The organism is Streptomyces sp. NPDC091682 (assembly GCF_044756625.1).
Classification (GTDB): Bacteria; Actinomycetota; Actinomycetes; order Streptomycetales; family Streptomycetaceae; genus Streptomyces.
In genome coordinates this window covers 172350-190052 of the sequence record NZ_JBIVTH010000013.1, presented here as the reverse complement: position 1 = coordinate 190052, position 17703 = coordinate 172350, and the positions used below count along the sequence as shown (strand labels likewise).

Genomic DNA, 17703 nt, shown 5'->3' with positions numbered 1-17703 from the left:
GGTGCTTCACCACCGGATTGATCAGCGCCGCGGGTGGGCGCGATGGCTAGGCTTTGCCGAGCGGGCCGGGCATGTCCGGCCGCGCCCTCCGGGGTGATCACAACCGACTTCAAGGAGCCACAGCACATGGCCGACTCCAGTTTCGACATCGTCTCGAAGGTCGAGCGGCAGGAGGTCGACAACGCCCTCAACCAGGCCGCCAAGGAGCTCTCGCAGCGTTACGACTTCAAGGGCACCGGCGCCACCATCGCCTGGTCCGGCGAGAAGATCCTGATGGAGGCGAACTCCGAGGAGCGCGTGAAGGCCGTCCTCGACGTCTTCGAGACCAAGCTGGTCAAGCGCGGGATCTCGCTGAAGGCGCTGGACGCCGGGGAGCCGCAGCTGTCCGGCAAGGAGTACAAGATCTTCGCCACGATCGAGGAGGGCATCTCCCAGGAGAACGCCAAGAAGGTCGCGAAGGTCATCCGGGACGAGGGTCCCAAGGGCGTCAAGGCCCAGGTCCAGGGCGAGGAGCTGCGCGTCAGCTCCAAGAGCCGTGACGACCTCCAGGAGGTCCAGGCGCTGCTCAAGGGCAAGGACCTGGACTTCGCGATCCAGTTCGTGAACTACCGCTGATCAACTGATCTGACCTGCACGGACGTGGCTAGGCAGACCTTGCAGGGCACAACGGGGGCACATCGCCGAGCACAGCCTCGACGGCGGCCCTCGTTGTGTCTTCCTCGTCGGGCCACAGGTGCGTGTAGGTGTCGAGCGTGATCGACGGTTTGGCGTGGCCGAGTCGCTTCTGAACCGTCTTGACGTTCTCACGGTGCTTGATGAGCAGCGAGGCATAGAAGTGCCGTAGGTCGTGCAGGCTCGCACCGTCCGGTGCCTCTATGCGGGCAGGCTCGCCCCCCTTGGGCTTGCCTGACCGCAGCCACGCCGCACGCGCCTGCTCGTACGCCTCGACGAGTGCCTCGTTGGCGGACCGCCTCGCCCTCGACCAGACGTGAGCCCAGGCGCCGCGCCGGACAGGCTTGCCATCCTGGTTGGGGAAGATCAGCCGAGCCGTGCGCTGGCGCGGCTTACGCGGGTCCGTGCGGTCCTCGATCTGCACCGCCGGCGCGGGGAACCGTTCGAGGTGCGCGGCCAGGGCGTCCACCGCTGCTTTGGTGAGGGGGACCGTGCGGTAGCTCTCATGGGTCTTGGGCTCACCGATGTACGGCAGGTCGCCGTCCGGGTCGATGAGCTGCTGCCGCACGGTGACCTCACGGCGCAGGAAGTCGACGCCATCGACCTCCAGACCGAACAACTCCCCCTGGCGCAGGCCGGATGAGGCGGCGAGGAGGAGCAAGGCGCGGTACCGATCGGATGCAGCATCTATGAGCGCCCGGACCGCATCCGAATGCAGGGGCACAATCTCGGCCTTGCGCTGCTTGGGCAGACGTACGCCCTCGCACGGATTGCCCGCGATGATCCGGTCTCGGACCGCAGTCTGTAGCGGCGTGATCAGGTACGCGTACGTCACGGCCAGCGTCGAGGGTGCGAGCACCTGCGATCGGTCCTTGATCCACGCCTGTATGTCCGACGGGCGGATGCTGGCTACGGGCCTATCGCCGAACGTCGGATAGACGTGATTCCGCAAACCCCGCTCGACGCGGGAGGCGGTTGTGGACCGGTGTACCGCCGAAGCGCGCCACCGCTCGGCAACTGCCCGAAAGCTCTCCTTACCGGCGGCAGGGTCGACGTACAGCCCTCGATCAAGGTCGGCCTTGACGGTTGCTGCGCGGGTCTCGGCCGCGGCCCGCTTGTCGAAGTTCTCTTTGCGCTGCTTCCCGCTCTCGTCGCGCCAACGAACCTGCCACCGCTTCCCCGTGCCGTGGTCGCCGCTGGCGACGAGCGTGCGGGTCTTGCTGCTGTGCTCGCCACACGGCTTGTCCGTCTTGCCCGGACGGGACTTGTGCCACCGATCGTAGACGTCAGCCATTGGGCTCCCCCTCCTCTTCATCGTCGTCGAGGTGCCACCGTTCCGGCGGGATCTTGAATGCCCTGTCGAACGCCTCTAGGACTTGCTTGTTCAGCTCGGCTGCCTCCCGCTCGCGCCGCTTCTCGGACTTCCACTCGTCCGCCGGGACCTCGCCGCGATAGATCTGCTCATTCGTGAACGTCAGCGGGGCGTTACCCCTGATCCATTCGCGAACCCAGCCAGCGGCCTCGCGTTGCAGCCCGTGCGTCGGCTGGGGCGGCTCGGGGGTGAGTTCGTATCGCGCCTCCTCCTCCATCTGCACGAGCAGGTGGATCGGCGCAACATGTAGGGCCTGCGCCAAGATCAACCACTCTTCAAGGGTGACTTGCCTCCGGCGCCGTCCGCTCAGATCGCGGCGCCCGCTCTCGATGTTGGCGATCACCGAAGCAGTCATGCCCGGCGCACCCATGAGGCGGCAGCGCTCAGCGAGCTCCTTACCCGTCAGCCCCTGCCGCTTCCTTAGCTCCTGGACTCGCTGAGCGACCACATCGCTCGCGGTCGGGGTCTGCCCCACACCAGCTCCTATGTCGTTTCGACAACTTCCAAAGTTACTTTGACATGCATAGCGAATCGACGGCAAGGTGATCACATCACGGAAAGATAACGGCGAATGTCGTTAAGACATCAGATCCAAGGAGACACAGTGCCCGTCGCTCAGATTTCAGCCGCCCCGAGCCCTGCTCGGGGGAAGTTGGCCACCGCCCAGGAACTCGCCGACTACTGCGGCGTCCCGCTCGCCACCGTCTATCAGTGGAGCCATCGGGGAGGTGGTCCACGCATGATCAAAGTGGGTCGCCACCTCCGCGCCCGGTGGGCGGAAATAGACCGATGGCTCGATGCCCAGACGATCAACGCTGTCTGATGAGCACCGCTGAAGCACCCGCCCGCCACGTTGCCCCTGCGGCACCGACCGAGGTGGAAACCGACGCGGTGGCCCTCTGGGCGTCCTCTCAGGTGACCGCGCTCGGCATCGCCGATGCCCCCGATTACGGCAGCCCCGCATGGTCAGCTCTCCACGCCACCGATCCGCGGCGTGCGGTCGCCATCATCACGGCAGCCGAGCAATGGCGCCGCCGCGCAACACGCGAGGCGTGGCTCGATCAGCTTCTCGACGAGGACCCGGAGCGATGGTTCGCGTACGTCACGGCGGACGCCAACGACTACGCACGCAGCATCGTGGGCGGCCTCGCTCGCCGGCCGACTCAAGACGAACTCCGCGCCCGCCGCGCTGTCCGGGCCCGCCCCCACACCGTGACCGCTACGCCCGGCTGGCCACCCATCGCAATCCCCGGACGACCCGGATGGGTCCGCACTCTCCCCCGCAATGGCCGACAGGTCGACCGCCCCCGACTTCTCCAGGAGCCCTCACGTGACCCCGCACGACACCCGCGTCTACCGAACGGCGGATGCATCAACACCGCCGCTTGACCCGGCTGTGCGGATGCTGACCTATCCGCCGACCCCCTACGGCGGTCCCGACGTACCCATGCATTTCGAGCACATCGCTAGTCCTGCGTCCGCGGCTGGCACGATGGCGGAGCGCCACCGCGGGCACCTCCGTATGGCCGAACGATTCGTCGTCGAGCACACCGACCACCTGCGTCATGTGCACGGGATCGGGTGGCACTGCTGGGACGGAGCGCGGTGGTCCGTAGACGAGCAGCGCGCCGACGTCGAGGCCGCCGTCACCACGATCAAGAGCGCGCTTGGTGAACTCGACCGCCTCGACGGCGAAGAGCGCGCCGCGCTGTTCAAGGACGTCCGCCGGTCCGAGTCCGCCACCGGCATTGACGGCATGGTGCGGATCGCGTCCGCACTGCCGCCGATCTCGACCGCCTCGAAAGCCCTCGACGCCGACCCGCATCTGTTCAACACCCCAGCGGGCACCGTGAACCTGCGCTCCGGGACCGTGCACGCCAACGAGCGGGCCGACCTGCTGACCAAGGTGGCCGGCGGACAGCTCGCAGCCGAGCACAACCCTGAGTGGCAAGGGTTCCTCGCCCGCATCCTGCCCGACGAGGAGGTGCGCACCTTCGTGCAGCGCCTGTTCGGGTACGCCATGCTCGGCAAGGTCACAGAGCACGTGATGCCGATCTTCACCGGCACTGGAGCCAACGGGAAAGGCACCCTTCGCGACGCGCTCATGTCCGCGTTCGGTGACTACGCGATCGAGGTCGACCCGTCCATCCTCATGGAGTCCAAGCACGAGCGGCACGGCGCCTTCAAGATGCGCTTGCGCGGTGCCCGTCTCGCATTCTGCTCCGAGACCGACAAAGGGCGCCGGTTTGCCGAGGCCACCATGAAACGACTCGTCGGCGGCGACCCGATCGAGGCGAACCTCATGCACAAGAACCCGATCACTTTCGACCCCTCACACACCCTGGTCATGCTGACCAACTTCCTGCCCCAGGTGTCGGGAGACGACCCGGCGATATGGCGCCGCATCCTCATCGTCCCGTTCGACGTGACGATCCCCGAAGCAGACCGCGACCCGGGCCTACCCGACCGACTCAAGAACGCCGCCCCGGCTGTGCTCGCGTGGGCGTACGAGGGATGGTGCGACTACCAGCGGCAGGGGCTGAACCCGCCCGAGGCCGTACGCGTCCGCACAGCGGCCTACCAGGCTGCAAGTGACGTACTGGCACGCTTCCTTGAGGAACGTGCGCTCGCGTCACCGCACGCCGTCGTCAAGGCCCGCGATCTGTTCACCGCTTGGTCCCGCTGGTGTGGGGAGAACGGCGAGCAGCCTGGCAGCGAGGCCGCATTCGCCGAATCCATGACGAAGCGCGGCCACGGCAAGACCCGTCGCAGCACTGGACAGTTCTACCTCGGCCTGATGCTCGCCGGCACCGACGACGACACTGCCTGACCCGCCCGGATGTAGGGCCCTGTAGGGATTTCCGAAACTCCCTTACGTGGGTGAGTACAGGGATTAGCGGAAAACCCGCCACTCCCCTACACCCGAGCCTTCACCGCCCTGCGGTCCCCCCAATGTCCCGAGCCCATTCCGGGGCCTACCCGCCCAGCCCATGTGTCCATCCGCGTCGTGCCGCGTCTCGCGCGCGTGCGCGAGACGCGTTAAGGAGTTTCGATCTTGAGTACCAAGCACCGCCCCGCCGCAGTCCTCGCCCTGGCCCAGGGACGGACTACCGGGCAGGCCGCCACCGCTGCCGGAGTCTCCGGGCGAACCGTTCTGCGATGGCTCGACGACCCGACGTTCCGCCAGGACGTCACCGACACCCGAACCGAGTTGCTGCACCTCGCCGTCGGACGCCTCGCAGCCGGCGCCACCAAGGCCGTTGACGCACTGGTCGACGCCCTAGACACCGAGAAGGGACAGGCCCGTGTGCAGGCCGCCCGAACGCTGCTCGACGCCTGCCTGTCGCTGCGCGAGTCCCTCGACCTTGAGCAGCGCCTCGCCGCCCTTGAGGCCGACGAGGAGGCTCGCCACCGATGAGCCGTTCAACCCCGCTCTCCCGCCGCCTGGGCGCCGTCGAACAGAAGCGCGACGGCCGACGCCTCATGCACCCCCACAGGCTCACTGATGGCCGCACAGTGCGCCTGTCCACCCTCGACATACTGAGCGCGCTACAGGACGGCCTCGCGCTGCACGGCCAGCACGTCACCGAGCCACCCTCGGACGTGGTCCGCACCCTGGCCATGCTCGACCCCGACGACGACAAGTCGATGATGGGTCGCACGACCCGCGCCGTTGCCATCGAATGGTGCGCCGCCTACGACGAGGGTCGCCCCGTGGCGCTCTACGACGAGGGCGACGAGTGAGCCACGCCGACGCCGAGCACCTCACGCGCGCTGATGGGGCGGTCGTCGTCCCACCCAGCGTCGCGGGAGACGTCCTGCGCGCCCTCGTACGCGACCTCACCGCCCGCGTGCGCGCCGACGGGGGCGAGATCACCCCCGGCGTGCGCCGCCTCCTCTACGCCCTCCACGCGGCTGCTCAGCAAACCGAACTGGAGTGCGATAAGAGCACCGCGCCGCACTCTGCCGCTACCGGAACCGCGCCCCGCACACCGGGCACGGTGGCAGTGGCCGAGGCAGCCGCCCTCATGGGCTGCTCGCCCCGCCACGTCCGGGCACTGATCGGCGCCGGACGACTGCCCGCCCGCCGCGTTGGGGCGCGCGTGTGGGGCATCGACCGGGACGCCCTCGACCACTACCGCCACAGAACAGGAGACACCACACCATGACCACAGCACTGACCACCGACCGGCCTGAGACCGGGGCCGCCATCGAGCAGGCCGAGCAGGAAGCGACCGAGGCCGAGCAGTTGCTCGCCGCACTTGAGGAGCGTGTGCGCGAGGGGGACGAGCAAGTCACAGCCGACCAGCTCGCCGGCGCCCGCGAACTGGGACGGTTCGCCAAGCTGAGGGCCGAGGCCGCCCGCCGCAAGGCCGACCGCGCAGCCGCCGACGCCGCCGAGCGGCAGCGCGCCGACCTCCTCGCCCGCGCCGCCGGCATGTCGATACCCGGCGGCCCGCTAGACACGGCTGCTCTCGCCGCTACCTACGCCACCGCCCGTGACGCCGTACACACGTTCATCGCCGCATCCGAGACGTACAACGCCGCCATCGCCGATGCCGCCCGGCTGCTCACCGCCGCGGGGGTGCCCGACAGCAGCACCGGGCAGTACCCCGAGCCCGGAGCGTTGGCCTACTGGGGGACGCAGACGCTCAGGCTCGCCGACGGGTCGAGCATCTCCGCCACCGGGACGGGGCTACGCCTCGCCGTCCTCTTGGACGACCTCGACACCGAAGCAAGTGGGATACCCACCGGGGACTACCACCCTCCATTCACCCGGACGCCGATCCGCGAGCAGGCCGACCGCACCCGCCACGAGGTCCCGCAACTGCACCTGATCGCCGCCCCGGACGGAGCCAAGAACCTGTGACGACCGCCACCGTAAGCAGCTCCCAATGGGACGACACGACCCCGCTCGATCTCAAGATCTCGTGGTGCAAGGTCACCGCTCCCGATGCCCGATCAGGCCCGCTCAGCACGCACCCCGTGATGGGTGAACGCGGCATCGTGCACACCGCCCCGTGGTGGGTCAACGGCATCCTCTACACCGACAACGCCCGATGGCTTTCCCACATCCGCGACCAGGCCCGCCAGTCCGGTGAGCAGGTCGACGAGGAGGTCACATCCGACGGGCCGCCCGCAGACCATCTCGCCGAGATCGAGGCCATGCGGCGCTATGCCGAGGCGCACGAACTGCGCCCCGCCAGCATCCCCGCCCCGGACGCTCCACGCGTCCGCCCCTACTGAAGTCCCCGCCAAGCGAAGGAACTTGACTGTCCATGCCTGTGATCTCCGGACCCGACTACGTCGACGCCAACACAGCCTTGCACCGGCTCACTCAGACCCGCAAGACCGAGCTTGTCGAACTGCGCCGCCGACTGTCCGATGCGTTCAGCCACGCCCGCACGTTCCGTGACCCGGACCTGACCGAAGAGGCCAACGCCCGCCGCCGCGCCGAGATGGAGCGTGCGGCGCGCGAGCAGGCCGCCGCCGACCTCGACCGCATCGAGCGCGAGACCAGCACCGCCGCGGCTCTGGTGCGCACCGTCGCTGACAAGGCCGCGACGCCGGCGCGCGGCACGACCGAGCAGCTTCTCGCCGAGACCCGCCAGGCCCGCGCATGGGAACGCGCCCGTTCCCTGCTCGACGCCGGCCGCACCGCTCAGGAAGTCATCAACGGTGCCGACCTCGACACCCTGCACGCACTGCGAGCCGAGCTGCCGACCTACCTCGCCGCCCAGCGCACCAAGCCGCAGGGGCTCGCCGGGGCCGACTTCACCGAGCCCGACCCGGCCCGCATCCTGCACACCATCGACCGCGCCCGCCTCGACCACCTGCCCAAGGAACAGGCCGCAGCCCTACGCGCCCGCCTCGACCTCGACGCCATCGAGCCCGGCCTACGCGAAACCCTCGCCGGCCTTCGCCGCGAGGCCGACGGCACCGCAGACGCCAGCAACGGCCTGCGTTCCGCCATCGCTGCCCGCCTCGCCGACCAGGCCGCCGCCCCGCACACCGCATAGCAAGTCGCCAGCGCCGCCCCGCCACCCACGAGCACGGGTGACGGGGCGGCGGCGTCGGGTTCAGACGGACTCGGCCGCACTCAGGAAGTCGTCGGCGGTGGCGTCCATCAGGATCTCGTCGCAGGATCGGCCGAGCCAGTAGCCGGACTGTCGCAGGCGGCCGGCGGGCTGGAATCCGGCCTTCTGGTACGCCGTCACGCCTGCCGCATTGGCCTCCAGGACCTTGAGCCAGACCATGCGCAGGGCGGCGTACTCAAAGGCCCAACGAAGGGTCAGCGCGGTGGCTTCGGTGGCGAGCCCCTTCCCCCGGGATTCGGGGGCGACGAGGATGACGAACTCGGCCGTCCGTACCGCCGAGTCGATCTGCAAGGTGGTGAGCCCCACCGGGGTGTGGTCGTCGGTGGTGATGATCTCGAACTGGGCGTAGTCGCGGTTACGACCCTGGCCCTCCCAACCGCCGGCGCGAACCTCCCAAGACTGGGTCACCTGAGTGCCGTAGCCAAGGATCGTGGCGGGGTCGTTCTCCCACCGGTGGTAGTCGGGCAGGTGGTCGCGATCGGTCATCGCGAGACTGACGCGGTCGCCGGCCAGCAGGATGTGCGGAGTGCTCATCGGGGTTCGGCTCCAAAGGGGTTGGACGTGTTGATCGGGGTGTAGTCGTCAGTGTGCCCGGGTTCGTCTACCGGGCGTCCGTGTTCGTCTGAGATCCAGGCGTGCAGGCGGATCGGGTCAGCAGCGACACCGTGGCGCCACGCATTGCCGCGGCCACCGGCCGCGAGGAGCAGGGAGGCCGCGGTGGACTCTTCAAGGCAGGCGACCCGAGCCGGAATGGCACGCGCGGCCCAGCGGACGGAGCGCACCGCCGCGCGAGCGTGAGCAGTGCCAGCCGGAGGCAACGCGTCGCCGACACCGGCGAGGCGGACCAGACGCCCGAACCTGCGCTCAGAACGGCCGGTCTGGCGGATGGTGAGCGTGAGAGCAACACAGGCCAGCGCAGCGACCCGCCAAGCCCAGGGCGGGGCAACATGGGCTTCGAGTCGGGCCGCCGTTTCGTGCGTGCCCCATGACGCGCCGGGGCTGGTGACGGTAACCGGCTCGGGTGCGTTGGCCTGTCGGACGGCGGACAGCCATTCGTCCAAGGCACCGCCCGTCAGGACGACGGTGGCGCCAGTGCGGTAGTTGACGACGACTCCCGCGCGGTCGGTGATGGCCGTCCGGGTCTCCGCTGTAGGAACGGGAATCACGCGGCCCTCTCCTCCCAGGTGATCCACTGATCGACTTTCTCGGCAGCCCTCAGCCACAGTTCCGCCCCGAGGACTGGTTCGAGCCGACCCCAAGGGATGTCGACTCCGAGGACGGCACGGCGTAGCGTTGCGCGGACCGTCGCCGGCTTGACGAGCCCAAGGGCTGCAAGACGCCCATCTGCCAAATCGAGTGTCCGTTGCAGGTTGGCACGCAAGCCGTGGTGGTGATCGACGGCGAACATTCCCTTGGCGCCCCGGCGGACGACTAGCGGGGGCAGCAGGCCGGCCACGACGTCGGAGAGCAGCGGTTTGTACCGTCGAGCAGACCAGCGCTCGACAGCCGGGGCCGCCAAGGCAGCTTCCACGACGCGTGTGTCGGTGAAGGGGTTGTGCATCTCGATGCCGTGCACGGCAGCGAGCTGATTCTCGGTCGCCGCGGTGCGGCCCACGTACCGGGCTTCGGCCAGCAGGGCACGATCCGCGTGTCCCATGTTCAGCGTGTCCGGATAAGCCGTGGTGACGGGTGCGGCCAGTTCCTTGGCGTAGTCGGTCATCCACGGCATGGGCCCCGATCCACCGGCCAACATCCGAGGTCGTCGTATCGCGCTCGCGAGGAGAGGCCAAGGGCTCTGTCGGTAGAGACGGGCCCAGGTCTGCGCGTCGGCCACCAGCCGCAGCCAGCGGCCCGAGCGGGTGAGGTCTGCCAGATGGACCGGCGGGGGCATGAACAGGTTGTCCCCGCCATCTCCGGTCAGGTGGACCACGGCACCGTGGGCGGCGAGGAACCGCAGTTGCGCGGTGAACTGCGCCACGGTGATGGCGGACGGCGCGGGTTCATCGGTGAGCGGCAAGGCATCAAGATCAGTGAACGGAAGGTGCGAGTCGTCCAGGGCCATGAACTCATGCCGTATCGCGGGGTGCGCATGCGCTACGAGACGCGCGTGGTCGACATCGCCGCCCGCCTTGACCCCTTCGGGGTGATACGTAACCCCGGTCACCGGCCCACAGCGGGCAGCCAGTGCCGCGAGAGTGCTGGAATCCAGGCCACCGGAGAGATCAGAGGAAACCGGGCGCCCGGCGACGCGGATGCGGACCCCCTCCGCCAGGTCATCCCGTAACCGGTCCACCGCTTCCTCACGCGTGAGGGCGGGTGGCGTCCAGTACGGAACGGGGACAGGCTCAGTCCCAAGGCCGGCGGCGACCCTGTGGCCGGGCGCCACCTGTTCGACGTTGGACCAGGCGGAAAACCCCGGCGTCCATCCCGTGGGGTCCACGAGATGGGCAGCCATCCATCCGGCATCCGGCATCGAGCTGCACAGCGCGGCCAAGGCCAGTGAACTTGAGGCCCACACGGTCGAGCCGTTGAAGCTGCACGTGTACAGCGGGCAAGCCCCTGCGGGGTCGGCCCAGACCGTCTGTCGGCCGTGGCCATCGTCGTAGAGCAAGGCGTACGCGCCCGCCCAGGCCGTGGCCGCCGAATCGAGCGAGCGGAGGTCCCCGGCCCACACCAGCCGATCCAGGTCGCCCCCCGTGGCGCCACACGGGCCGAAAACAACCAGCCGTCGCCCGTCATGCCCGTCGACCAGCCGAACCGGCACGCCGTCGGACCACACTGGAGGGTCTTGCAAGAGAATCTGCGCCCCGATGGGGACCGCCGGCCGAGGGGCCGTCGTGAGGTAGCCGCCGAACCAGCCCATGTGATCACCTCCGTGGAAGGGCGCGGCGGCACCCGGGACCGGGTGCCGCCGCTGGGGGTCAGGCGGAGTACGGGGAGCGCTTGTTCTCGACGCTCTCGCTGGTGCTGCCCTTCGTGAGGGCCGCCGCGTCGCCGAGGGTCACGACCTCCTCGCCCTGCTCGGAGTCGCTTGCCGTGATGATCTTGTCCATGCTGGTCACCTTCCTTGCTGGCTGGTGATCGCAACGGGGGGTCCCGTTGCGGCGGTGCAACCTCCCGGGTCCGGTGTCGTCGAGGGAACCGGGAGGGGCTCAGGGGCGCCGGCTGAACTGACCGGCTATGAGGTGGCGTAGATGCCAGCGGCGTACAGGCCGATGGAGCCGACGAGCATTGCCAGGTACAGAGGGCCCGCGAAGCGTCCGAATCGGCGCAGGAGCCATCGACCTAAGCCATGCACTACGCCGCTCCCGGCTCGACCACCGCCGGGCGAAGCGCACGCGCCGACACTGCTCGCGGACCCGCACACCGCGCGCATTCGCAGAGCGGGTACCGGCCCGGGTCGTAGAGGATCGCCACCGGGTCGCCCTCACATACCGCGGATTCCTGTTCCCAGGTCTGCCCTGAGTCACGGGATACCCGGAGCGTCATCAGGACGCGCGGCTCTTCGTCGCCCAGGCCCCGGATCACAGCGGCCACCCGGCAAGTGCACCGAGCGTCGGCGACTTACTACGCATGACTGACCTCTCTCTGGCAGCGGTTCGCTACACGTCTCGGCCCGGAGGAGTCTGTTCACAGGGGGTAAGCCGGGCACATATCGATGCTGCGTCCCACGTCAGAGCGTTACTACCCCGTTTGACGGACGTTTGGGACGCTTCGCCATTACGGTTCGTCCCGTCCCCAACGGCCCAGGGAGGCGAACTGTGAACCACGCTCTCCGCCGCGCGATGGCGAGTGCCAAGATGACCGAGAAGCAACTCGCAGAGGCTTGCGGTGTCGATGCCAAGACGATCGGCCGATGGATCACCGAGCCGAACCGCGTCCCCCACGCCCGCCACAGATGGGCGGCCTGCGAGGCATTAGGCGAGGAGGAGAAAGTGTTGTGGCCCAACGCCATCCGCTCAGCACTCGCAACAGGTCCCGATCGGGAGATCGTTCAGGTCTTTCCGTACCGGTCGGCAGCACCGTCAAGCCTGTGGCGCTCCCTGGTGACCAAGGCACAGAGGGAGTTGGTGTTCGCCGGATACACCAACTACTTCCTTTGGTTGGAGCAGGCGAACTTGGCCGGCGCCCTACGTCGAAAGGCGCAGAGCGGGTGCCGAGTCCGGTTCCTGATCGGTGACCCCACCAGCCCTGTCACTGCGGCGCGCGAAGCCGAGGAAGGCGTACCGCTCACGCTCTCCACTCGAATCGCAGTGACGCTCGCAGAGTTGGAGAAACTCCGGGACGTCACCGGTATCGAGGGCCGTTTCGAGACAGGCCACGTCAACCTCTCGGTCTTCCGATTCGATGACGAGATGATCGTGACACCGATCCTTGCCCGCCGGGTCGGACACGATTCGCCGATGATGCACCTGAGACGTACGCAGGCGGACGGAATGTTCGATCGCTTCTCCGCGCACGTCGAGGAGTTGTGGACCCGAGGGCGCGACATCAGGGAGGCACCGCAAGATGGCAAGGCGTGACTACGAGGACGACCCCAACGCTCCCAAGGCGAACAGCTTGGTCCCTGCCGCTTCTGCCGTCGTTGTGGACGAGGACGGCCGGGTGCTGTTGCAGCGCCGCACCGATAACGGGATGTGGGCCCTGCCCGGCGGGAAGATGGATCTGGGAGAGTCCATCGGCGAGTGCGCCATACGAGAGACGTTCGAGGAGACCGGGGTGACCGTCGAGATCACGGGCATCGTCGGGACGTACACCAACCCTGGCCACGTGTTCGCCTACTCCGACGGGGAGGTACGTCAGGAGTTCTCGATCTGCCTTCTGGCCCGCCCCACCGGCGGCACGCTCCGCACCTCGGACGAGTCATTCGAGGTCGCATGGTTCGCCCAGGATGCGATTGACGATCTCCCGATGGTGCCGAGCATCCGCAAGCGCATCAACGACTGGCGGGCCGGCCAGGGTCCTGTTGTCCGCTGACACCTGCCGACTCTGAAGAAAACAGGACCCCGGTTCCAGGATTCGGAACCGGGGTCGCGTGCTGTTTGAGGGCTTCCGGTTCGAGCTCTAGTCACCCTGCCGGACGAAACTGCCCTTCCCCCATTCGGTGACCACGAGACCGCGCTCCCGAAGGACCTGCACCGCTCGCCGCGCGGTCATCCGCGCGACCCCGTGTGCTTCGCAAAGCTCCGCCTCACTCGGCAGCCGACTGCCCGGCGGAAGCGCGCCCGACTCGATATCGGCAACGAGCGCGTCCAGCACCCGCATATACGGGGCGCGCGGGGCGGTCGGGTCGCTCGGGCTGTCTGGCATGAGGAGAGCGTAGACAACGGGCCAAATCACGACGACTTAGACAGGCAGATGAGTTAGACAGGTAGACGAGTTAGACGTGTTGGCTTAGCGTGATGGGAGAAACGCAAAGCGCCCCGGAAGACCGCTGGTATCGGTCCGCCGGGGCTTCGTCACACAGCTAACGAGGAGCTGCACGACCCATGGATCTTATCGCCCGACTGTTCGCATGGACGCTCGCCGTTTTCATCCCCCGCCGGCCCGGACGGCACTCCGCCGCATACCTCACTGAGCAGCGAGCGCCCGAGTCGACCACTAACCCCTGGTCCCGCCCCTGGACCGGACCGAGTGCCGCGCAGGTTCGCGCCGTCTTCCGCCCCGAGACCTCAGCGGAAAGCACACTGCCCCTCTCCCCTATGCAGCGGGAACGCCGGTGGGCCGTACAGTTCGCCGAGATCGGCGTTGACTACCCGTACAGCTACCCGGGGGCGCCGTTCGACGCTCAGGGCTTCCACGGCGCCGCAGTCGCCGCATGACCGCCCGAGGCCTGAGCAGCCCCACCCCGGACGGCGAGGTCGCGCTGTGCGTCGGGCGCCACAGGCTCACTGCCGCCCCCGTTGCCGTGCGCTGGATCGAAAGCAGTAGCGGCCCGGGTACGACCCTGTGGGCATGCCCCAACTGCGCACCCACGCTCGGTCCGGGAGCCGCTCTCGCGGAAACCGAGCGCACCGCCACTCGCTGAGCAGCCCGCCAAAGCCATACGCCCCGTCCGGTACCCACCGAACGGGGCGCATCGTTTCCAGGGCACAACGAGGGCACATGACCCCAGAAGAACCCGGAAAATGGCGGCAACTACTGAAAGTAGTTTTCGCAGGTCAAGCCCCGTATTGCCGAGTCCGTGCAGGTCAAGGAATCATGGCGGGAAGTTCGTGAACTACCGCTGACCCTGTCGCACGACCTGCCCCACGCCGGCCCGGCGGTCTTCACCGACCGCCGGGCCGCGGCGGTTGCGAAGGGGGTGTGTGCGGGGCGCGTGCGGCGCACGCGCCACCGAGGACTCCTGTGGGCACTTGGGGCACGATGAGTGCGCCCACCACGCTGGACGGCATCACACCACCGCGTGGCAGGGGGTTCTCGCATGCCTGGGGCCGGAACGTTTCGTGATGACTTCGGGGCGTCCGTGGTCGTCGCGCTGGTCGCTCTACCCCTGTGCGTCGGGGTGGCGGTCGCCTCCGGAGTGCCGGCCGAGCTGGGAATCGTCACCGGGGTGGTCGGCGGGCTGGTCACCGGATGGTTCCGCGGGAGCGCCCTCCAAGTGAGCGGGCCCGCGGCCGGTCTGACCGTCCTCGTCTACGAGGCGGTGCAGGCCTATGGTCTTCCCGCGCTCGGGGTGCTGGTGCTGGCCGCCGGGGTGGCGCAGCTGGGCATGGGGATGTTGCGGCTCGGGCGGTGGTTCCGGGCGATCTCCGTCGCCGTCGTGCACGGGATGCTGGCCGGGATCGGCTTGGTACTGATTAGCGGGCAGTTGTACGCCCTGGGTGGTGTGGAGGCTCCGGGGCAGACCCTGGCGAAGCTGGGCGGGGTGCACGAGCTCGGGGCGCAGGCCGACTTGGCTGCCGTGCTGCTCGGGGTCGGGACGATCGCCGTGATGGTCGCCTGGCGCCGGATGCCCGCCCGGCTGCGGATCGTGCCGGGGGCGCTCGTCGGGGTGGCTGCCGCCACCGCCGCGGCCGTCCTGCTGCGGTTGCCCGTCGACAAGGTGCGGGTGACGGGCGTGCTGGCGGCCGTGTCCCCGCCCGGTTGGGGCGACTTCGAGGTCCTGGCCTCGGTCGGCGCGGCCGGGACCGTGGTCGCGCTGGCGTTGATCGCCTCCGCCGAGACGCTGTTCAGTGCCGCGGCCGTGGACCGGATGCACGACGGGCCGAGGACGGAGTACGACAAGGAACTCATCGCCCAGGGCGTGGGCAACAGCGTGTGCGGGCTGCTCGGCGCAATGCCGATGACGGCGGTCATCGTGCGCAGCGCCGCCAATGTGGAGGCCGGGGCGCGGACCCGGGCGGCCAGGGTGCTGCACGGTGGCTGGCTGTTGCTCTTCGCCGTGGCGTTTCCCCAGCTCCTGGAGAGCGTGCCGCTGGCCGCGCTGGCCGGGGTGCTGCTGCACGCGGGCTGGAAGCTGCTGCCGGCCAGGGCGGTGGCCGCGTTGTGGCGGACGCACCGGGGCGAGGCCGTGGTGCTGGTGGTCACGGCCTCGGCCATCGTGGTCACCAATCTCTTCGAGGGCGTGCTGATCGGGCTGGGGCTCGCGGTAGCCAAGGCGGCCTGGGAGACCTCGCACGTGCACATCGAGGAGGTGTGGGAGGACGAGGAGCTGTGCGTGCAGGTCTTGGGGAACGCCAGTTTCCTGCGGCTTCCCAAGCTGCTCGACGCCCTGGACGCGCTGCCGCACGGGCAGCCGGTGCGGCTGGATCTGAGCGGGCTGCGCCACCTGGACCACGCCTGTCTGACCGCTCTGGAGGGCTGGGAGCGCACGCGGGCGCCACTGCCCGGCCGGGAGGGCGTCATCTAGCGGGGTTATCCTCCGCCCGTGCAGAACGAGTTGAAGCGCACCCTCGGGGTCTCAGATGCCGTCGTCGTCGGACTCGGTGCGATGGTGGGCGCCGGCATCTTCGCCGCCCTGGCTCCCGCGGCGCGGGCGGCGGGCGGCGCGCTGCTCGCCGCTCTGGGCGTGGCGTCTCTCGTGGCCTATTGCAACGCGCACTCCTCGGCGCGGCTGGCCGCCCGGTACCCGGCTTCCGGCGGCACGTACGTCTACGGGCGCGAACGGCTCGGGCCCTTCTGGGGGTACCTGGCGGGCTGGGGGTTCGTGATCGGCAAGACCGCGTCCTGCGCGGCGATGGCCCTCACGGTGGGGGCGTACCTGTGGCCGGGGCGGCAGCACGCCGTGGCCGTCGCGGCGGTGGTGGCGCTGACGGCCGCGAGTTACGGCGGCGTGCAGAAGTCGGCCCGCATCGCCCGGCTGATCGTGGCGGTGGTGCTGGCGGTGCTGGCCGGGGTGGTCGTGGTGTGCCTGTCTTCCGGGGCGGCCGACCCGGGGCGGCTGGGTGGGCCCGACGGGGGCGTCTTCGGGGTGTTGCAGGGTGCGGGTCTGCTGTTCTTCGCCTTCGCGGGCTACGCCCGGATCACCACCCTGGGCGAGGAGGTGCGGGATCCGGAACGGACGATCCCGCGGGCGGTGCCGATCGCGCTGGGGATCGCGCTGCTGGTGTACGCCGCGGTCGCGGTGGCGGCGCTGTCGGTGCTCGGCGCTGAGGGGCTGGCGCAGTCGTCGGCGCCGCTCGCCGATGCGGTGCGGGCGGCCGGGCGGCCCGGACTGGCCCCGGTGGTCCGGGTGGGTGCGGCCCTGGCCGCGCTGGGCTCGTTGCTGGCGCTCGTGCTCGGGGTTTCGCGGACGGTCCTGGCGATGGCCCGGGACGGCCATCTGCCGCGCGCGCTGGCGGCCGTACATCCCCGGCACCAGGTGCCGCACCATGCGGAGCTGGCAGTGGGGGCGGTCGTGGCGGTGTTGGCGGCCACCGCCGATCTGCGGGGCGCGATCGGTTTCTCCTCTTTGGGAGTGCTCGCCTACTACGCGATCGCGAACGCCTCCGCGTGGACTCTCGATTCAGCTGTCAAGGGGCGGGCCGTGGCAGTGGTCGGGCTGTCCGGCTGTGTGGTGCTGGCGTGTGCGCTGCCCCTCGCGTCGGCGCTCTGGGGGGTGGCGGTGCTGGCGGTGGGCGTGCTGGTCTACGGGGTCCGGTGGCGGCTCAGATCCGGGATCTGAACGCGTCCCAGTGCGCCAGCTCTCGTTCGCATTCCTCCCCCGGGCCAGGCGGGCTCCGGCTCCCCCGGATTCGGGTCGAACAGCAGGACCTGGGCAGTGTCGGAGCGGTAGTCCACGCAGGCGTCCATGGCGCAGCCGAAGTCGGCCACGGGCAGTACGCCTTCGGGCCAGCACCACTCGGAGGACCGGCGCTCCTCATGCGCGAGCACGGCCTGACGCAGCGGCAGCAGCCCCTGACCGGGTCCGAATCCACCGTCGCCGACACGCGTGTAGAGCGAGGCGGGCAGGGGCGGCGGGCGCGGCAGGGCGAAGCCGAGTATGGCTTCGGCTCTGGCGATCTCCCCCGCGTCCAGCGGCTCCGGCATGGTCCTTCCGCACCGCTCGTACCTGCGTGCGGAGTTGCCCACGCGGTCCGTGACTTGCTCCAGCAACTGCTCCGTCTCGTTCATGCATTC

The 17703-nt window shown here is 69.2% G+C and carries 23 protein-coding genes; 15 read left to right on the top strand and 8 right to left on the bottom strand.

Going from position 1 to position 17703, the window contains the following annotated elements:
* Positions 1–126: 126 nt before the first annotated feature.
* Positions 127–615, top strand: a complete 489-nt coding sequence (locus ACIQK6_RS28185; RefSeq protein WP_329099612.1) for a YajQ family cyclic di-GMP-binding protein — start codon at positions 127–129, stop codon at positions 613–615.
* A 28-nt stretch (positions 616–643) separates the two neighbouring features.
* Here ACIQK6_RS28185 and ACIQK6_RS28180 read toward each other — a convergent pair whose 3' ends face one another.
* Both ACIQK6_RS28180 and ACIQK6_RS28175 read right to left on the bottom strand, forming a co-directional pair.
* Positions 644–1966, bottom strand: a complete 1323-nt coding sequence (locus ACIQK6_RS28180; protein ID WP_402695685.1) for a tyrosine-type recombinase/integrase — start codon at positions 1964–1966, stop codon at positions 644–646.
* Complete coding sequence (locus tag ACIQK6_RS28175; RefSeq protein WP_402695684.1) at positions 1959–2519, bottom strand: helix-turn-helix domain-containing protein; 561 nt, start codon at positions 2517–2519, stop codon at positions 1959–1961. Before ACIQK6_RS28175 ends, ACIQK6_RS28180 begins: the two co-directional genes overlap by 8 nt.
* Before the next feature lie 96 nt (positions 2520–2615).
* Here ACIQK6_RS28175 and ACIQK6_RS28170 point away from each other — a divergent pair, with 96 nt between their 5' ends.
* The 9 genes from ACIQK6_RS28170 to ACIQK6_RS28130 all read left to right on the top strand — a co-directional run bounded on the left by ACIQK6_RS28170 (position 2616) and on the right by ACIQK6_RS28130 (position 8064).
* A complete protein-coding gene (locus ACIQK6_RS28170; protein ID WP_402695683.1) occupies positions 2616–2867 on the top strand; it encodes a helix-turn-helix transcriptional regulator in 252 nt (83 codons plus the stop codon).
* Entirely contained in the window at positions 2867–3433 is a 567-nt protein-coding gene (locus tag ACIQK6_RS28165) for a hypothetical protein (protein WP_402695682.1), read from the top strand. Before ACIQK6_RS28170 ends, ACIQK6_RS28165 begins: the two co-directional genes overlap by 1 nt.
* Positions 3375–4874 carry a phage/plasmid primase, P4 family gene (locus ACIQK6_RS28160; protein ID WP_402695681.1) on the top strand — a complete coding sequence of 500 codons (1500 nt, stop codon included), beginning with the start codon at positions 3375–3377 and terminating at the stop codon, positions 4872–4874. The genes ACIQK6_RS28165 and ACIQK6_RS28160 overlap by 59 nt, the downstream gene beginning before the upstream one ends.
* Positions 4875–5099: 225 nt before the next feature.
* Complete coding sequence (locus ACIQK6_RS28155; RefSeq protein WP_052874787.1) at positions 5100–5462, top strand: hypothetical protein; 363 nt, start codon at positions 5100–5102, stop codon at positions 5460–5462.
* Entirely contained in the window at positions 5459–5788 is a 330-nt protein-coding gene (locus ACIQK6_RS28150) for a hypothetical protein (RefSeq protein ID WP_402695680.1), read from the top strand. Before ACIQK6_RS28155 ends, ACIQK6_RS28150 begins: the two co-directional genes overlap by 4 nt.
* Positions 5785–6213 carry a helix-turn-helix domain-containing protein gene (locus tag ACIQK6_RS28145; RefSeq protein ID WP_402695679.1) on the top strand — a complete coding sequence of 143 codons (429 nt, stop codon included), beginning with the start codon at positions 5785–5787 and terminating at the stop codon, positions 6211–6213. The genes ACIQK6_RS28150 and ACIQK6_RS28145 overlap by 4 nt, the downstream gene beginning before the upstream one ends.
* A complete protein-coding gene (locus ACIQK6_RS28140) occupies positions 6210–6914 on the top strand; it encodes a hypothetical protein (RefSeq protein WP_402695678.1) in 705 nt (234 codons plus the stop codon). The genes ACIQK6_RS28145 and ACIQK6_RS28140 overlap by 4 nt, the downstream gene beginning before the upstream one ends.
* A complete protein-coding gene (locus ACIQK6_RS28135; RefSeq protein WP_402695677.1) occupies positions 6911–7291 on the top strand; it encodes a hypothetical protein in 381 nt (126 codons plus the stop codon). The genes ACIQK6_RS28140 and ACIQK6_RS28135 overlap by 4 nt, the downstream gene beginning before the upstream one ends.
* Before the next feature lie 32 nt (positions 7292–7323).
* Positions 7324–8064 carry a hypothetical protein gene (locus tag ACIQK6_RS28130; protein WP_402695676.1) on the top strand — a complete coding sequence of 247 codons (741 nt, stop codon included), beginning with the start codon at positions 7324–7326 and terminating at the stop codon, positions 8062–8064.
* A gap of 60 nt (positions 8065–8124) precedes the next feature.
* Here ACIQK6_RS28130 and ACIQK6_RS28125 read toward each other — a convergent pair whose 3' ends face one another.
* From ACIQK6_RS28125 to ACIQK6_RS28110, 4 genes are read right to left on the bottom strand one after another with little or no spacing between them, the layout of a single operon-like run.
* The gene (locus tag ACIQK6_RS28125; protein ID WP_402695675.1) at positions 8125–8676 is read right to left on the bottom strand and encodes a GNAT family N-acetyltransferase; all 552 of its coding nucleotides are present in this window, start codon (positions 8674–8676) and stop codon (positions 8125–8127) included.
* Complete coding sequence (locus ACIQK6_RS28120) at positions 8673–9308, bottom strand: lasso peptide biosynthesis B2 protein (protein WP_402695674.1); 636 nt, start codon at positions 9306–9308, stop codon at positions 8673–8675. The genes ACIQK6_RS28125 and ACIQK6_RS28120 overlap by 4 nt, the downstream gene beginning before the upstream one ends.
* The gene (locus tag ACIQK6_RS28115) at positions 9305–11005 is read right to left on the bottom strand and encodes an albusnodin/ikarugamycin family macrolactam cyclase (RefSeq protein ID WP_402695673.1); all 1701 of its coding nucleotides are present in this window, start codon (positions 11003–11005) and stop codon (positions 9305–9307) included. The genes ACIQK6_RS28120 and ACIQK6_RS28115 overlap by 4 nt, the downstream gene beginning before the upstream one ends.
* Before the next feature lie 58 nt (positions 11006–11063).
* Entirely contained in the window at positions 11064–11195 is a 132-nt protein-coding gene (locus tag ACIQK6_RS28110; protein ID WP_402695672.1) for an albusnodin family lasso peptide, read from the bottom strand.
* Positions 11196–11903: 708 nt separating this feature from the next.
* Between ACIQK6_RS28110 and ACIQK6_RS28105 the strand changes: the two genes are divergently transcribed.
* Positions 11904–12665 carry a DUF5919 domain-containing protein gene (locus ACIQK6_RS28105; RefSeq protein ID WP_402695671.1) on the top strand — a complete coding sequence of 254 codons (762 nt, stop codon included), beginning with the start codon at positions 11904–11906 and terminating at the stop codon, positions 12663–12665.
* A complete protein-coding gene (locus ACIQK6_RS28100; RefSeq protein ID WP_402695670.1) occupies positions 12652–13119 on the top strand; it encodes an NUDIX hydrolase in 468 nt (155 codons plus the stop codon). Before ACIQK6_RS28105 ends, ACIQK6_RS28100 begins: the two co-directional genes overlap by 14 nt.
* An 87-nt stretch (positions 13120–13206) precedes the next feature.
* Here the strand turns inward: ACIQK6_RS28100 and ACIQK6_RS28095 are convergent, their stop codons facing one another.
* Complete coding sequence (locus ACIQK6_RS28095; protein WP_359949608.1) at positions 13207–13452, bottom strand: GntR family transcriptional regulator; 246 nt, start codon at positions 13450–13452, stop codon at positions 13207–13209.
* Positions 13453–13631: 179 nt separating this feature from the next.
* Here ACIQK6_RS28095 and ACIQK6_RS28090 point away from each other — a divergent pair, with 179 nt between their 5' ends.
* The 3 genes from ACIQK6_RS28090 (at position 13632) to ACIQK6_RS28080 (ending at position 17248) form a co-directional block, all read left to right on the top strand.
* Positions 13632–13964 carry a hypothetical protein gene (locus ACIQK6_RS28090; protein WP_402695669.1) on the top strand — a complete coding sequence of 111 codons (333 nt, stop codon included), beginning with the start codon at positions 13632–13634 and terminating at the stop codon, positions 13962–13964.
* Positions 13965–14566: 602 nt separating this feature from the next.
* Complete coding sequence (locus ACIQK6_RS28085; RefSeq protein WP_329099623.1) at positions 14567–15994, top strand: SulP family inorganic anion transporter; 1428 nt, start codon at positions 14567–14569, stop codon at positions 15992–15994.
* 18 nt (positions 15995–16012) lie between these two features.
* Positions 16013–17248 (top strand): APC family permease, encoded by a 1236-nt coding sequence (locus tag ACIQK6_RS28080; protein WP_329099624.1) that lies wholly within the window; start codon positions 16013–16015, stop codon positions 17246–17248.
* Here the strand turns inward: ACIQK6_RS28080 and ACIQK6_RS28075 are convergent.
* Complete coding sequence (locus ACIQK6_RS28075; RefSeq protein WP_402695668.1) at positions 17212–17697, bottom strand: SMI1/KNR4 family protein; 486 nt, start codon at positions 17695–17697, stop codon at positions 17212–17214. The genes ACIQK6_RS28080 and ACIQK6_RS28075 overlap by 37 nt on opposite strands.
* Positions 17698–17703: the final 6 nt, after the last annotated feature.